We start from the raw sequence: 15,052 nt of genomic DNA on the forward strand, positions 1-15,052 counted from the left end.
CAACGAACCGCGAAAGGGGTATTTGTGTATGACGCGATATCAAGATGATCTGTATGAAGCTGTGAATGGCCAATGGGCCGAAACTGCGGTGATCCCAGACGATAAGCCAAGCACCGGAGGCTTTGCCGATTTGGCTGACGGCGTTGAAAAACAACTGATGGCTGATTTTGACGCAGTGGCTGCTGGTACCAAACCGGCACCAGACCGCTACTTCAAAGAAGCCGTTGCCTTGTACCAAATGGCCAAAGACTTTGCCAAGCGTGACGAACTGGGCATCAAGCCGGTGCTCAAGCGCCTGGAAACCTTGCAGCAAGTCAATGACTTGCAAGCGTTTAATCAACAAGCGGCCACTTTAGACAGTCAGTTGTTCCCGCTGCCATTCAGCGCCGGTGTGGAACCGGATATGAAAGATACAGCCAAGAATGCCTATACGCTGTCTGGTCCAAGCACCATTCTGCCAGACACCACCTATTATGCCGAGGACAACCCGCAAGGCAAGCAATTGTTAGGGCTGTGGGCAGATATGGCCAAGCAGATCCTGGCGCAAACCAGCCTTTCTGAAGCCGACCAAGCCGCTTACTTAGCCGACACCGAAGCGTTTGATGCGCAAATTGCCAAGCGGGTCAAGAGTTCAGAAGAATGGGCGGATTATCCAAAAGCTTACAACCCATACGACTTTGCTGACGTGGCCAAGAAGTTTGGTGAGTTTGATTTCGCCGCTTTTGTCAAAGCCACGCTGCCTGCCCATCCAGAAACTGTGATCGTCGCCGATCCGCGCTTCTTGGATGAATTCAGCACGTTGTTTAACGCTGAAACCTTCACCCAATACAAACATTGGGCTTATGTGATCGAATTATTGAGCAACACTGGCTATTTGTCTGATGAATTGCGCAAGTTAGGCGGCACTTTCTCCCGGGCCTTATCCGGTTTGCCTGCTGCGCCGACGCAAGCCAAACATGCTTATCGCTTGGCCAATTCGGTATTTTCTGAACCGATCGGGATTTATTATGGCAAGACGTACTTTGGCGAAGCCGCCAAAGCTGACGTTACCAGTTTAGTGGAGAAAATGATCGCCACTTATAAGCGCCGGCTCGCCAACTCCAGCTGGCTATCACAAGCCACCAAAGACAAGGCGATTGTCAAACTCGACACCATGGTGCTTAAAATGGGCTATCCAGAACAAGCCAAGGCTGTTTATGACCGCTTGCATGTGGATACTGACACGGATTTAATGAACGCCTGCTTACAAATTGCCGAAGCCAAGCACGCTTACAACCGCGAACAACTGACGCAGCCAGTCAACCGCGGCGACTGGGCAATGCCAGGGCATTTGGTCAACGCTTGTTACGACCCGTCGCGCAATGACATTACGTTCCCGGCAGCGATCTTGCAAGCACCATTCTATGCTTTGGATCAATCCGACAGCCAAAACCTTGGCGGCATCGGCGCTGTGATCGCCCATGAAATCTCGCATGGCTTTGACAACAATGGGGCGCAATTTGATGAATTCGGTAACCTCAGCGACTGGTGGCTGCCGGCTGACTACGATCATTTCAAAGGCTTGACCCAAGCAATGATCGATCAATTCGACGGGCTTGAAACCGAAGCCGGCAAGGTCAACGGCAAGCTGGTCGTTTCCGAAAACATCGCCGATGCCGGCGGGCTGGCAGCGGCGCTTGAAACCGCCCAGCGCTTAGATGATACCGACTTGAAGGCCTTCTTCATCAACTGGGCTATGGTTTGGCGCATGAAGGCGCGCAAAGAATATCAACAACTCTTGCTGTCCATTGACGTCCACGCCCCAGCCAAACTGCGGGCCAATGTTCAAGTCCAAAACCTCGACGCTTGGTACGACACTTTTGACGTGAAACCAGGCGATGGCATGTACTTGGCGCCTGATAAGCGCATCACGATTTGGTAATTGATTAAAATACGCCTCAGCAGGCTTCTAAGTGAAGTCAGCTGAGGCGTATTTGTGTGGGAGGGGATTGATCGGCAATTGTGGTGGCACATATTATGTTTCACGTGAAACAATTGTGTCAAATACAGATGGGCCAAGGATCACAGGTGCTGATTGCCAGCTTCGGTAAGTGATGGGTACAAACTTGTTGTTCGGATATTACGCATGCCTCCAAAGACGTGAATTTCCAAGTGGCTGGATCAGCAATTTGATAGCGCTTCGTCAGGCAAGGGGATGTGCAAATCACGAAGGAAAGGTGTGTGTCGTGCGATCAGTCATGACAGCATTTGGGCAAAGGACGCCTCAATGTTACCATGCCTTATGCGTCATTGCTCGAGTAAAAAACGGCGCACCTGATTGGCAAGCCGCCACACGCATCCACAACAAATACACGATCAGCGTATTCGCCATCGTGTAATTGTTGCAACAGGCTATGTTTCCTTATGCCTGTTGATCGTCGAGCTGCGCAAAGCAACGCGATTGCGTATAAGCCACCCCGAGTCCATGGCCAAGACCGCCATTGACTCAGGCTGTCTTATACACATCGCTAAATGCGCTTTGCTCCGCTCTGGTATATTCAGTTAAGTACTCAGCGCCGTAAGCCTACGTGCGCTGAGGTGGTGGTACGATCTGATAACGTCCTGGCATTGCCTAGGGCTTCGGACACTAGGCTTCATGGCGCACTGGCGCTTTGAACGCACGAGCCGCGGTGCATGCCGTTACACATACACCCTCAAATCAGCTCGTGTAGGGATGCCGGGTACAGACCAACTTGTACTTTGCCAGTCTCAACACCCCACTGCAGGTTGCAACGATAATATAGCACCATCGCTAAACCTGTGCAAGCACTTTACAAACTTTTTACAATTAGATTCAATGTGCCTATTGTATGCAGTTTCTTGTACGCAAACAAACCACTTTCCTCACGCGATTACTCGCGGAAGAGAGGTGGCTTACCTTGATTCAGACCGTAACTCCAATTTTGATATCGTACCGCATGCGCGAGCAGTTTAGTAACCTGATGCGAATTTCGCAGGATTGGTGAAGCGCAGGTGCGTGGGGCCAGCAAGATGGTCAGGCCGTGAAACGTGTGGTGTCAGGTGAGCCTCGCGTACTTTGCGAGGCTTGCTCGACAGCACACGCGGCAACTTTTGAGATTTGCGAGGCGAGCCGCAGGCGAGTGCAAAGCTCAAAAGTTAGGCGTAAAACACGCGTATTTTGCGTGGTTGAAGCCGGCCGCACAGCCTGCGCCATCTTGCTGGCCCCACGCGCCGGAGCTTCACCGATCCGGGCCTTGCCCAAAAACTGGAGTCCATGCTTCAAACGCTGTGGTCTTCGTTGAGCTGCGTGGCGCAACGCGGGTGCGGCTAGCTACGCCATTGCACTTGAGGCAAAGACCGCCTCATGCGCAATGGCTAGGCTACCCGACCCGCTAGAAGCGCGCCACTCCGCTCTGGTTTCGTCGAGCTGCGCAGCCCAACGCGGCGTGATATAAGTCGTGACGCCGCCAAGGCAAAGAACGCCTTTGCGTCATCCCGCCTTATATCCACCGCTAAGTGCGGGCTGCTCCGCTTTGGGTACAAAAAAACCTCCCACAACTGGGAGGTATGCAGCGGTTTAGCTGGCTAATTGCTTCAAAGCATCTGGGCGGAAGCCGGAGAAGGCATCCAAGCCTTCTGCTTCAAGCACAGGTACCGCTTGGAAGCCTTTGTTCTTTAGGTAATCGATATATTCAGGCTCGTCGTTGATGTTGTGTTCGGTGAAGCTGATCCCGTGTTGAACCAAGTAATTCTTGGTCATGCGACATTGCGGGCAGCCGTTCTTGGTGAAAAGTGTGACATTGTTATTCATGTTAATCGCCTCGTTCTACTGATCTGATAGGACCAGTATACCGAATCTGGTAGTCGACGTCAAGCGAGAATACCATATATCGTATCTTCACCGATCACCCACGACATATGGTGCCTAATCATTATACCCACCCCAAGCCAAATTGCAAGCTACAAGATCGGGGACAACAGGCGTGAGAAGTGCTGCTTGAAGTGCAGATACCAGCCTTGAGCCGCGATCGTTTCCGGGGTCACACGAACACAATGCTTTAAATCAGCGTCAAACGCTTGCGCCAGTTGGCCGGCGATTTGCGGATCGTAAATGAAAGCATTGACTTCAAAGTTCAACTTGAAGCTGCGAATATCCATGTTGGCACTGCCGACACTGGCCAAGCAATCATCTACCACCATGGTTTTGGCATGTAAGAAGCCGTTTTGGTAATGGAACACTTTGACGCCAACGCGCGTTAAGGCGTTAGCGTAATATTGCGTCGCGCGAAAGATGAAGGGGTGATCCGGCATATTAGGGATCATCACCTGCACGTCGATCCCCGCCAAAGCCGCATTCATCAACGCATCAAACACCGTATCATCAGGGATCAAATAAGGGGTTTGGATGCGCACAGATTTGGTGGCACCAGTGATCAAGCGCACATAGCCGGCTTTGATTTGCTGCGCGTTGGAATCCGGCCCGGAAGCGACGATTTGCATGGCCTTAGCCGAGCCGTTGGCCAAGCTGGCCAGCGGCCGCGTGGGATAAGGCAGCTGGCGGCCTTGGCTGACGGTGGCGTTCCAATCCATGGTAAATTGGATCTTCAATGCCATCACCGTATCGCCTTTGATCCGCAAATGGGTATCGCGCCAGAAACCAAATTTCTTGCTGCGGGACAGGTATTGATCGCCGACATTAAAGCCGCCGATATAGCCGATTTGATCATCGATCACCACCAGCTTGCGATGCAGGCGATAATTCATGCGAAAATCCAAGATCAACCAGCGTGACGAGAAATATGCTTCCGCAGCCCCGCCGGCTTGGACCAAAGGCCGCCACCAGCGCGCATTGGCACCCATGGAGCCCCATGCATCATACACGACGCGCACCTTGACGCCTTGTTTGGCTTTCTTGACCAACAAATCGCGCAGTTGCGTGCCGATGGCGTCAGGGTAAATGGTGTAATACTCCACATCAATAAAATCCTTGGCCGCGGCAATATCGGCTAACAGCGCTGCAAATTTGCTTTTGCCATCGACATAAATGCTGACATCGCTGTTGGTCAAAACCGGCGCGCGGGCGGTGTTGAGAAATAAATTGATCAACTCGCGGCCGCTTTGGGTGAGCTGATCTTCCGGCAACAAGCGGCCATGAGCATTGGCCCGCTTTTGCAGCTGCACGAAAGCGGCGATCGCCTTGGCGTATTCGGCTTGGATCAGCTGCATTTTCTTGGCGGACAAGCGGCGGCCCACAAATAAATAGATCACAAAGCCGATCACCGGCAAGAAGATCAGCACCAACAGCCATGCCCAAGTGGTGGCGATATCGCGCACTGAGCGCAACACGGTAAAAATCGCCCCTAAAGTGTTCAGCACGATCAAGGCCAACAATAGGCCGGTAAGTAGGGACATAAGGGCCTCCTTTTGAAATTAAATTAATTATTTTTCGGTATTCTATTTACTTACAAAATGTCAGTTGCTATAATAACGCCATACTTAATGATAAAGGTGGTAACCACATGAATACTGATTTATTGACATCCTTGAAAGCTCGCCGCAGCATCTATGCCTTAAACAAAGCCGTGCCGCTGAGCCAAGACGCGATCGTGAACTTGGTCGAAGATGTGATCCAAGAAACGCCAACGGCCTTCAACTCCCAAACCACGCGCGCCGTATTCTTGTTTGGCGACAAGCATGATCAACTGTGGGACATTGTGGTCAAGCGGCTTGAAACCGAAGTCCCAACTGCCGAAGCTTACGAGAAGACCAAGCAGAAGATCGCCAGCTTCAAAGCGGCTTATGGCACCATCTTATTCTTCACCGACACGGCTGTGGTCCACCAATTAGAAAAAGACTTTACATTATATGCCGATAACTTCGCCGGCTGGGCGGAACAAGCGCAAGGTTCCGGCCAATTGAACACTTGGGTGGCTTTGGCCAACAACCAAATCGGTGCTTCTTTACAACATTATAACCCGCTGGTTGACGAATTGGTTGCCCAAGCCTTCGATATCCCGGCTAACTGGACCTTACGCGCCCAGATGCCTTTTGGCGGCATTGCCGCTCCTGCAGGCGCCAAGGATTACATGGATCGCAAGGAACAATTCAAAGTTTTAGACTAAACTTGACAAGCAGTTCAAAGCTGAGCCATCAAGCGGTGTAGCTAATAACGCAAGCGTCTCTGCACGACGATTCGAACTTTGAATCGCGGTGCAGAGACTTTTGCGTTACTGGGCGTTACCCTGGGCCTTGGGACTAGGTGATCGATGGCTTGCCCACGGTTTTTGCTGCGTTGGCTTCGGCCAGGCGCAACCCTTGTTGGGCCAGTTGATGCGCGCCATGGTTGTTGCGCTCTGGGATCCATTGCCACAACACTTGCGAGAATTGCGCGATTTCTTGAAACAAAGCGTCGAGTTGCGGCTGGTAGTGTTTGGCGTAATGCTTGTCTAACGAATCGATGACCAATTTAGAATCGGCATAATAACTCACCAATCCGTCGAGGCCTAATTCGTGCACTCGTTTGAAGCCGGCTAAAGCCGCCGCAAACTCCGCTTCGTGATTGGACATTGCTGCCAGCGCCAGATGCGTCTGGTCTTGCACGCCGCCTGCGAGGATCAAGATGCCGACGCCGCCGATCCCATGATCGCCTTTGGTGGCGGCATCGGTATATAATTTGATCATAACTGGTCCTTTCTAAGCTAACCCCTAAGCTTGACGGGTAATTGCAGACGATGCCATAGGGATATGGTAGAATGTAACACGTGTCCAAACCAAGCCGCAATGCCGCAAGAAAAGGTCGTGATCACATCAAACGCTTCTACTATCAACCGTCTTGGATCGATTTTAGCATATTTTGGGGTGGCGCAGTGGCGTTGGTGGGGTTGAGTGTCATCTTACAAATGGAATTTGGTGCCTATGACAGTGTGTTCTGGCCGGCAGTGGGGCTGCTTGCAGCCACCATTGGCGGCTGCGTGATCCAAGTGCTCGGCCGTAAATTAACGCTAAAAGCACATGCGATTACCTTAGCACGCTTCACCAGACGCCATCGTTTAACCATTCCCTTGACGTCAATCCGAACAATAACCGTCAAGACACATTCGTTATGTCTTGATACAACAACTTATGGTAAAATCACTATCGTACGTTTAGTTAATTTGCAAAAGCTCTGTTCGGCTTTTGCTGATGTTGGTCTCATTGTTGTTCACAGAAAGGGGAACCACCGTGTCTGATATTGAAATCGCACAAGCTGCCGAAATCCTGCCGATCACTGAAGTTGCTGCCAAAGTCGGGTTAACTGAAGCCGACTTGGAATTATACGGCCGCGCCAAAGCCAAACTCAGCTACCCAACTTTGAAGCGCTTGGCCAACAAGCCTTTAGGCAAATTGGTGTTGGTCACGTCGATCAATCCTACGCCTGCTGGTGAAGGCAAATCTACCGTCACCATTGGCTTAGGTGATGCTTTGAATCAGCGCCATCACAATGCGGTGATCGCCTTGCGCGAACCGTCATTGGGGCCGGTAATGGGCATGAAAGGCGGCGCGACTGGCGGCGGCTATTCCCAGGTGGTGCCAATGGAAGACATCAATTTGCATTTTACCGGGGATATGCACGCTTTGACCACCGCGGTAGACACTTTGGCAGCGTTGATCGATAACCACTTGCAACAAGGGAATGCTTTAAACATCGATCCGCGGCGCATCTTGTGGAACCGGGTGCTGGACATCAACGATCGCGCCTTGCGCCACACGATCATCGGCATTGGCGGCGCCACTTCCGGGGTGCCGCGGGAGAATCAATTTGACATCACGGTGGCTTCTGAATTAATGGCCGTGTTGTGCTTGGCGGAGAACATGCATGATCTCAAAGCCCGCATCGCCAAAATCGTCATTGGCTTCACTTACGATCGCAAACCAGTGACTGTGGCCGAATTAGGCGTGACCGGCGCCATCGCCGTTTTGCTCAAAGACGCCTTAAAGCCCAACCTCGTCCAAACGCTGGCGCACACCCCGACGTTCATCCATGGCGGCCCGTTTGCCAACATCGCCCATGGCTGCAATTCTGTCTTAGCCACCAAAACCGCGCTGCAGCTCGGCGATATTGCGCTGACTGAAGCAGGCTTTGGCGCCGATCTTGGCGCGGAGAAGTTCATGGACATCAAAGCGCCGGTGCTGGGCAAAACCCCTGATGCGGTGGTGATCGTCGCCACAGTGCGGGCGTTGAAGTACAACGGCGGCCAAAGTCTCAAAGACTTGACTGTAGAAGACCTGCCGGCTTTAAAGCAGGGCTTTGTTAACTTGAAGCGCCACATTGCCAACATGCAGCAATATGGTCGGCCAGTGTTGGTCGCGATCAACCAATTCACCTCAGATACCCAAGCTGAATTACAATATTTGATCGATGCTTGTGCTGAATTAGCGGTGCCGGCTTTTGCTTCGGATGTGTGGGGCCAAGGCGGCAGCGGTGCGTTGCCGCTGGCTGACGCGTTAGTTGAGGCTTTGAACACCCCAAGCACCTTCAACCCATTGTATGATGTCAACGCATCAGTAGAAGACAAGATCCTCACCATCGTGCAAAAGATCTACGGCGGGGCAGACGTGGCCTATGATCACAAAGCAGAATTGGCGTTAAAGACCATTTATGCCAACGGCTGGGACAATTTGCCGGTTTGCATGGCCAAGACTCAATATTCGCTGTCTGACGATCCTAAGCAGCTCGGCGCACCAACCGGGTTCACCATGCATGTGCGCGACATCATGCCTAAACTTGGCGCCGGCTTCTTAGTTGTCATGACCGGTTCGGTGTTGACGATGCCTGGCTTGCCAAAACAACCAGCGGCATTGAACATGGATGTGTCTGACGACGGTGTGATCTCTGGCTTGTTCTAATGGTGAATTGGCCGCATAATCCGTTGCCTGATGCACTTTTGGCCGAGTTTGCGGCGCAGGTCTATCCGCAAACGCAAGGCTTTGTGCCAGGCTATGGCAGTTTGACGCCGCAGCTGATCTTAGTCGGTGAAGCACCAGGCGCAACGGAAGTCACCAGCCAGCGGCCTTTTACCGGCCGCGCTGGGGTGAAGTTGGACTTGATGCTTGACGCGTTAGGGGTGATGCGCGAAATGGTGTTTATTACCATGAGCTTTCATCGCCGCCCGATCCAAGTCAAAGCCAACGGCCGCATTGGCAATCGGCCGCCGACGCGCCAAGAAATGGCCCAAGAAGCCGGTTTGTTAGATCAAGAATTGGCTGCTTTGCCGCAAGTGCCGATCTTGGCAATGGGTACTGTGGCCTTGCAGCGCTTAGGCGCCGGCTTGTTGCGCGATTGGCATGGCCAAGTGCGCCCGGTGGCGGTGATGGCGCGCGCCGATGCGGCTTGGCGGCCTGGGCCGCGCCGGCTGGTGGCTGCTTGTGCCCATCCGGCGGCGCTGTTGTATCGGCGCGCCACCGAAATTCAAACCTTGGCGGATCTGGCCGCGATCCGCACTGTACTGGAGGAAATTGTTTGTTAAGTTATTTAATTTTTGCAGTGGCGATGGTCGCTGTTGATCAAGTGATCAAAGCCTGGGTCGTGGCCCATTTGGCGATCGGCCAAACCATTACCTTCATCCCCGGGGTCATGAGCCTGACCCACATTAAGAACACTGGCGCGGCATTCTCAATGCTGGAAGGCCAGCAGTGGTTCTTCTATATCATCACCATCATCGCCATTGGCGTGGTGGTGTGGTTGTGGCGCGATTCTAAAGGCCAGCGGGTGTATCGCTTGGGCTTGGCGTTCATCTTAGCCGGCGCGATCGGCAACTTTATCGACCGTCTGCGCCAAGGCTTTGTCACCGACATGTTTCAAGTGGACTTCATGAATTTTGCCATCTTCAACTTTGCCGACGCGTGTTTAACCGTCGGGGTGGTGTTGGTGTTGATCCATTTGTTGTTCTTTGATGGGAAGCAGGCCAAGCGATGACCCGCTTTACCATTACCGATCAAAGCGGCCGCATCGATAAGGTGCTGGCAGAAACTTTGCCTGATCTCACCCGCTCGCAAGCCAAAACTTGGCTGGATCACGGCCACGTTACCGTTAATGGCCAACCAGCTGCCGCCAAATACAAGGTCCATTCAGGCGATGAAGTGGTCGTGACGCCGCCTGAACCGGTGCCGCTTGAAGCCAAGCCTGAAGCGATCCCCTTAGACATCGTCTATGAAGACGACCAAGTTATTGTGGTCAACAAGCCTCAAGACATGGTCGTGCATCCTGCACCAGGGCATCCTGATCATACCTTGGTCAATGCGATCTTAGGCCACACCACATTAACTGGCATTAACGACGTCTTGCGGCCAGGGATCGTGCACCGCATCGATAAAGATACCAGCGGCTTGTTGATGGTGGCTAAGACCCAAGTGGCGCAGCTGAGCTTAAGCGCGCAGCTGAAAGCCAAAACTTCGGCTCGCAAATATCTGGCAATCGTGCATGGCACTTTCAAAACTGCCAGCGGCACCATTGATGCGCCGCTGGCCCGCGATCCCAAAGATCGCAAGCGCCAAGCCGTCGTCGCCGGCGGCAGGCAGGCGGTGACGCATTTTACCGTACTTGAGTCGCTAGGGAATTACTCACTGGTGGAATGTGTCTTAGAAACCGGGCGCACCCATCAGATCCGTGTGCATATGGCCTATATCCATCATCCGCTGGCAGGCGATCCGTTATATGGCCCTAAGCGCACCTTGCCAGGCCACGGGCAGTTTCTGCATGCGGCGTTGTTAGGCTTTGAACATCCCACCACGCATCAGTGGCTGGAATTTACCGTTGACCCACCGGCAATATTTACCGAAACTTTGCAAGATTTGCGCCAAGGCATTGACAAAACGCGCCTGATCCGATAAGCTATTCACAACTTAACAAGCACCTTTAACTAAGTCCAGTGAGGCTTAGAAGGTATCCCATCCTGCTGCGGCAGGAGTATATCCGACTGCAAGTCGCCTTCTAACTAATCTGGCTAGAAGGCGACTTTTTTCATACTCAAAGGAGAGTGTCATTATGGCAAAAACAGTAGTCGACGGCGTCACCATGCAGCGCGCCTTAACCCGGATCACTTATGAGATCATTGAGCAGAACAAAGATCTCAAAGAATTGGTGATCGTCGGCATCAAAACCCGCGGCATTTACTTGGCTAATCGCATCGCCAAGCGCTTGGAACAACTTGAAGGCCTGAAGGTGCCGGTTGGCGAATTAGACATCCGCATGTACCGCGATGACGTGCACAAGCTTGACCATTCTTTGACGCCAGATGTGGAAGGCGCCGACTTGCCAGTTTCCATCACCGACAAGCATGTGATCTTAGTTGATGATGTGATCTTCACCGGCCGCACCATTCGCGCCGCGCTTGACGCTTTGATGGATCAAGGCCGGCCTAACAAGATCAGCTTAGCCGTCTTGGTTGATCGCGGCCACCGTGAATTGCCGATTCGCCCAGACTTTGTCGGCAAGAACATCCCGACGGCTTTATCCGAAGAGATCAACGTCGAAGTCGCCGAATTAGATGGCGAAGACGGCATCTCCATTGCCAAGTTGGAGGCCTAACATGGCATATCATAACGATGACGCCATTTTGGACATTCACGACCGACCGGCCTTCGGGCATTGGCTGGGCTTATCCATTCAGCATTTATTCGCCATGTTTGGCTCAACGGTGCTGGTGCCGATCTTAGTCGGGCTTGATCCAAGTATCGCTTTGTTTTCAAGCGGTGTGGGCACCTTGATGTACATCTTGATCACCCGCGGCAAGATCCCGGCATACATGGGCTCAAGCTTCTCGTTTATCACCGTGATGCAAGCGTTGATGAAAGGCGCCGGCTATCCAGCCATTGCCCAAGGCACCATCGCCGTTGGGGTAGTGTATCTGATTGTCGCTTTGATCGTGAACTTTGCCGGCAGCGCATGGATCGATAAGGCTTTGCCGCCGATCGTAGTTGGGCCAATCGTGATGGTAATCGGCTTAAGCTTAGCCGGTACCGCCGCAACAGACGCAACGATGCGCACCTTAGCAAACGGCAACAGCGTTTATGACATCAAGTATTTCGCCGTTGCGATGGTGACTTTAGCCGCAACGATCATTTACAACATGTATCTCAAGCGGTTCATTTCGCTGCTGCCGATTTTGCTAGGGCTGATCACCGGCTATGTGCTGGCGGTGTTAGTCGGCATCGTGAACTTCGCTCCGGTGCAACAAGCTGCTTGGTTGAGCTTACCGGCTTTTCAAATTCCTGGCCTCACTTACACCCCGAAGTTCTACTGGGATGCAATCTTATCCATGGCGCCGATCGCTTTTGTCACGATGACGGAGCATATGGGCCACATCATGGTCTTAGATGAAATGACGCATCGCAACTTCTTCAAAGATCCCGGCTTGAACCACACGCTGGCCGGTGATGGTACCGCCTCGATCATTGCTGGTTTCGTCGGCGGCCCGCCAGTTACGTCTTATGGTGAAAACATTGGGGTCATGGCCATGACCAAAGTCCACTCAGTTTGGGTCATTGGCGGCGCCGCTGGCTTTGCTGTATTGTTCGCCTTTGTTGGCAAGCTTTCTGCTTTGATCCGCACCATCCCAAGTCCGGTCATCGGCGGCATCAGCTTCTTGCTGTTTGGGGTGATCGCTTCTAACGGCTTGAAGGTCTTGATCGACAACAAAGTCGACTTTGGCCGCAAGCGCAACTTGATGATCGGCTCGACGATTTTGGTCATCGGCATTGGCAACGCCGTATTGAAACTGGGCAACTTCCAGTTCTCCGGCTTGGCTTTGGCCACGGTCATTGGGATTTTTCTGAACTTTGTTTTACCGCAGCACGCTGCTAACGAGGAGGCATAACCATGTCCATCACAGATTTCGTTTCTGCTAATCAAGTCACGCCTGACTTGGCCAATCAATTGATTGCCCGCGCCGAGGCGTTCAAGAATGGGGCGCAGACAGAACTTGCTACGCCGATGTATGCGGCGAATCTGTTTTTTGAACCAAGTACCCGCACGCACACCAGCTTTGAAATGGCCGAGCGCCGCTTAGGCATGACTGTGCTGCCTTTTGATCCGCGGCAAAGCTCCGTCACCAAAGGCGAAACGCTAGCGGATACCTTGCGGACTTTGGCGGCTATCGGGGTGCAAGTGGCGGTGATCCGCCATCCGGTGAAGTCGTATTACCAAAGTCTGCTGGCAGAACACTTGCCGTTAAGGATCGTCAATGCCGGCGATGGTGCCGGCCAACATCCCAGCCAAATGATGCTGGACTTGATGACGATCCATGAAGAGTTCGGCCATTTTGACGGGTTGAACATCGGCATTGTTGGCGACTTGACCCATTCTCGCGTCGCCAAATCCGATATGCAGCTGCTGCATGCGCTAGGTGCCAACTTGACCTTCTCTGGCCCGCGCGCTTGGTACACCAAAGAATTCGAGAAATACGGCCCATATCAGCCGCTTGCTGAAATCGTGCCACAAGTTGATGTGCTGATGCTGTTGCGGGTGCAATTTGAACGCTTAAGCGAAGCAGAAAAGGCAGAATTTTCAGAAGCGACTTACCATGAGAAGTTTGGTTTAAGCGACAAGCTTTATCCCAAACTCAAGAAATCGGCGATCATCATGCATCCTGCGCCAGTCAACCGCGGCATCGAATTAGCCGATGATTTGGTGGAATGCCCGCAATCGCGGATCTTCGCCCAAATGCACAACGGTGTCTTCATGCGCATGGCGATGCTTGAACTTGTCTTATCCCAACCGATCCAAGAAGGGAGCTACCAACATGCACTTGCTCATTAAGAATGTCCATGTCGTTGCCGCAACCACTTATGATGGTGATGTGTTGACACAAGACGGCATCATCACCGCCTTAGGGCAGCACTTGGCCGCGCCGGCCAAAACCACCGTGATCGACGCCAAAGGCAAAACGCTGCTGCCTGGGTTAGTGGATGTGCATGTGCACTACCGCGAACCTGGTTTCACCGCCAAAGAAACCATCAAAACCGGCGCCTTAGCCTCAGCCCATGGCGGCTTCACCACCGTGGTGGCCATGCCGAACTTAGATCCGGTGCCGGATAACGTCGCAGACCTCAAGGCATTGATCGCCAAGAATCACCAAGACGCCAAGATCCACGTTGAACAATTCGCCGCTATCACCCAAGGCCTGCACTCCCAAAAGCCAACCGACTATGCCGGCTTGAAGCAGGCTGGGGCATTAGGCTTTTCAAACGATGGCGTCGGGGTTCAAGACGCTGCGACAATGTTTGCCGCGATGCAAGGTGCCGCAGCCGTTGATGCGCCAATCGTGGCGCACATTGAAGATGAAGGCTTCAAAGGCGACGGGGTGATGAATGCCGGGCCTTATGCTGACAAATTAGGCTTGCCAGGCATGAGCAACTTAACTGAAACCGCCCAGCTGGCACGCGACTTGGTGTTGGCGCAAGCTTCTGGCGTCCATTATCACGCTTGTCATGTTTCTTGTGCCGAGTCGGTGCAGCTGATCCGCGAAGCCAAAGCCCGCGGGGTCCATGTGACTGCCGAAGTCAGCCCGCATCATTTGGTCTTAGCCGATGCTGATATTCCTAGCGACAATGCCATGTACAAGATGAACCCGCCGCTAAGAAGCAAAGCGGATCGCGAGGCATTGTTCGCCGGGTTGCAAGATGGCACCATTGATATGATCGCCACTGATCACGCCCCGCATACCGCCGCTGAGAAAACCGGCTCGATGAAAGCTGCTGCGTTTGGCATCGTCGGCGCTGAAACGGCGCTGGCTTTGATCTATACGCATTATGTCAAAACCGGCCGCGCCAGTCTTGCACAATTAGTGGCTTGGATGAGCACCAATCCAGCGCGCGCCTTCAACTTGCCTGCTGGCCAATTAGCAGTTGGCGATGTGGCAGATTTCACCTTGGTGGATTTTGACACACCTTATGTCATCGATGGCAAAGACTGGTTATCCAAAGGTCACAACAGCCCGTTCATCGGCGACACTGTTTATGGTCAAGTCGAATTGACAGTGGCCGGCGGACGCATTGCATACAAGAAATAGGAGGG

General features: G+C 52.8%; 14 protein-coding genes. 11 read left to right on the plus strand and 3 right to left on the minus strand.

What is annotated here, in order from left to right; translation table 11 throughout:
* The first annotated feature begins 28 nt into the window (after window positions 1–28).
* Window positions 29–1,921 (plus strand): M13 family metallopeptidase, encoded by a 1,893-nt coding sequence (locus tag ACGG90_RS00105; protein WP_390404262.1) that lies wholly within the window; start codon window positions 29–31, stop codon window positions 1,919–1,921.
* Between the two features lie 1,656 nt (window positions 1,922–3,577).
* Here the strand turns inward: ACGG90_RS00105 and nrdH are convergent.
* The gene (gene nrdH, locus ACGG90_RS00110; RefSeq protein ID WP_390404265.1) at window positions 3,578–3,811 is read right to left on the minus strand and encodes a glutaredoxin-like protein NrdH; all 234 of its coding nucleotides are present in this window, start codon (window positions 3,809–3,811) and stop codon (window positions 3,578–3,580) included.
* Between the two features lie 149 nt (window positions 3,812–3,960).
* Window positions 3,961–5,412: a cardiolipin synthase gene (gene cls / locus ACGG90_RS00115; RefSeq protein ID WP_390404266.1), complete on the minus strand. Its 1,452-nt coding sequence runs from the start codon at window positions 5,410–5,412 to the stop codon at window positions 3,961–3,963.
* Window positions 5,413–5,519: 107 nt separating this feature from the next.
* Here cls and ACGG90_RS00120 point away from each other — a divergent pair, with 107 nt between their 5' ends.
* Window positions 5,520–6,122 (plus strand): nitroreductase family protein, encoded by a 603-nt coding sequence (locus tag ACGG90_RS00120; protein ID WP_390404270.1) that lies wholly within the window; start codon window positions 5,520–5,522, stop codon window positions 6,120–6,122.
* A 133-nt stretch (window positions 6,123–6,255) separates the two neighbouring features.
* On the opposite strand, the gene ACGG90_RS00125 is transcribed toward ACGG90_RS00120, so the two are convergent.
* Window positions 6,256–6,681, minus strand: a complete 426-nt coding sequence (locus tag ACGG90_RS00125) for a ribonuclease HI family protein (RefSeq protein WP_390404273.1) — start codon at window positions 6,679–6,681, stop codon at window positions 6,256–6,258.
* Window positions 6,682–6,761: 80 nt separating this feature from the next.
* Here ACGG90_RS00125 and ACGG90_RS00130 point away from each other — a divergent pair, with 80 nt between their 5' ends.
* From ACGG90_RS00130 to ACGG90_RS00170, 9 genes are all read left to right on the plus strand, one after another.
* The gene (locus ACGG90_RS00130; RefSeq protein WP_390404276.1) at window positions 6,762–7,229 is read left to right on the plus strand and encodes an EbsA family protein; all 468 of its coding nucleotides are present in this window, start codon (window positions 6,762–6,764) and stop codon (window positions 7,227–7,229) included.
* Window positions 7,222–8,886 (plus strand): formate--tetrahydrofolate ligase, encoded by a 1,665-nt coding sequence (locus ACGG90_RS00135; RefSeq protein ID WP_390404277.1) that lies wholly within the window; start codon window positions 7,222–7,224, stop codon window positions 8,884–8,886. The genes ACGG90_RS00130 and ACGG90_RS00135 overlap by 8 nt, the downstream gene beginning before the upstream one ends.
* Before the next feature lie 23 nt (window positions 8,887–8,909).
* Window positions 8,910–9,506, plus strand: coding sequence for a uracil-DNA glycosylase (locus tag ACGG90_RS00140; RefSeq protein ID WP_390404279.1), 597 nt, complete (start codon window positions 8,910–8,912; stop codon window positions 9,504–9,506).
* Window positions 9,500–9,955: a signal peptidase II gene (gene lspA / locus ACGG90_RS00145; protein WP_390404282.1), complete on the plus strand. Its 456-nt coding sequence runs from the start codon at window positions 9,500–9,502 to the stop codon at window positions 9,953–9,955. The genes ACGG90_RS00140 and lspA overlap by 7 nt, the downstream gene beginning before the upstream one ends.
* Window positions 9,952–10,869, plus strand: coding sequence for an RluA family pseudouridine synthase (locus ACGG90_RS00150; protein ID WP_390404284.1), 918 nt, complete (start codon window positions 9,952–9,954; stop codon window positions 10,867–10,869). The genes lspA and ACGG90_RS00150 overlap by 4 nt, the downstream gene beginning before the upstream one ends.
* Before the next feature lie 154 nt (window positions 10,870–11,023).
* Entirely contained in the window at window positions 11,024–11,566 is a 543-nt protein-coding gene (gene pyrR / locus ACGG90_RS00155) for a bifunctional pyr operon transcriptional regulator/uracil phosphoribosyltransferase PyrR (RefSeq protein WP_390404287.1), read from the plus strand.
* 1 nt (window position 11,567) lies between these two features.
* Window positions 11,568–12,854, plus strand: a complete 1,287-nt coding sequence (locus ACGG90_RS00160) for a solute carrier family 23 protein (protein ID WP_390404290.1) — start codon at window positions 11,568–11,570, stop codon at window positions 12,852–12,854.
* Window positions 12,855–12,856: 2 nt separating this feature from the next.
* Window positions 12,857–13,795, plus strand: a complete 939-nt coding sequence (locus tag ACGG90_RS00165; protein ID WP_390404293.1) for an aspartate carbamoyltransferase catalytic subunit — start codon at window positions 12,857–12,859, stop codon at window positions 13,793–13,795.
* A complete protein-coding gene (locus ACGG90_RS00170; RefSeq protein WP_390404869.1) occupies window positions 13,785–15,047 on the plus strand; it encodes a dihydroorotase in 1,263 nt (420 codons plus the stop codon). Before ACGG90_RS00165 ends, ACGG90_RS00170 begins: the two co-directional genes overlap by 11 nt.
* Window positions 15,048–15,052: the final 5 nt, after the last annotated feature.

The sequence above is a fragment of the Lacticaseibacillus jixiensis genome (assembly GCF_042847315.1).
Taxonomy (GTDB): domain Bacteria; phylum Bacillota; class Bacilli; order Lactobacillales; family Lactobacillaceae; genus Lacticaseibacillus; species Lacticaseibacillus jixiensis.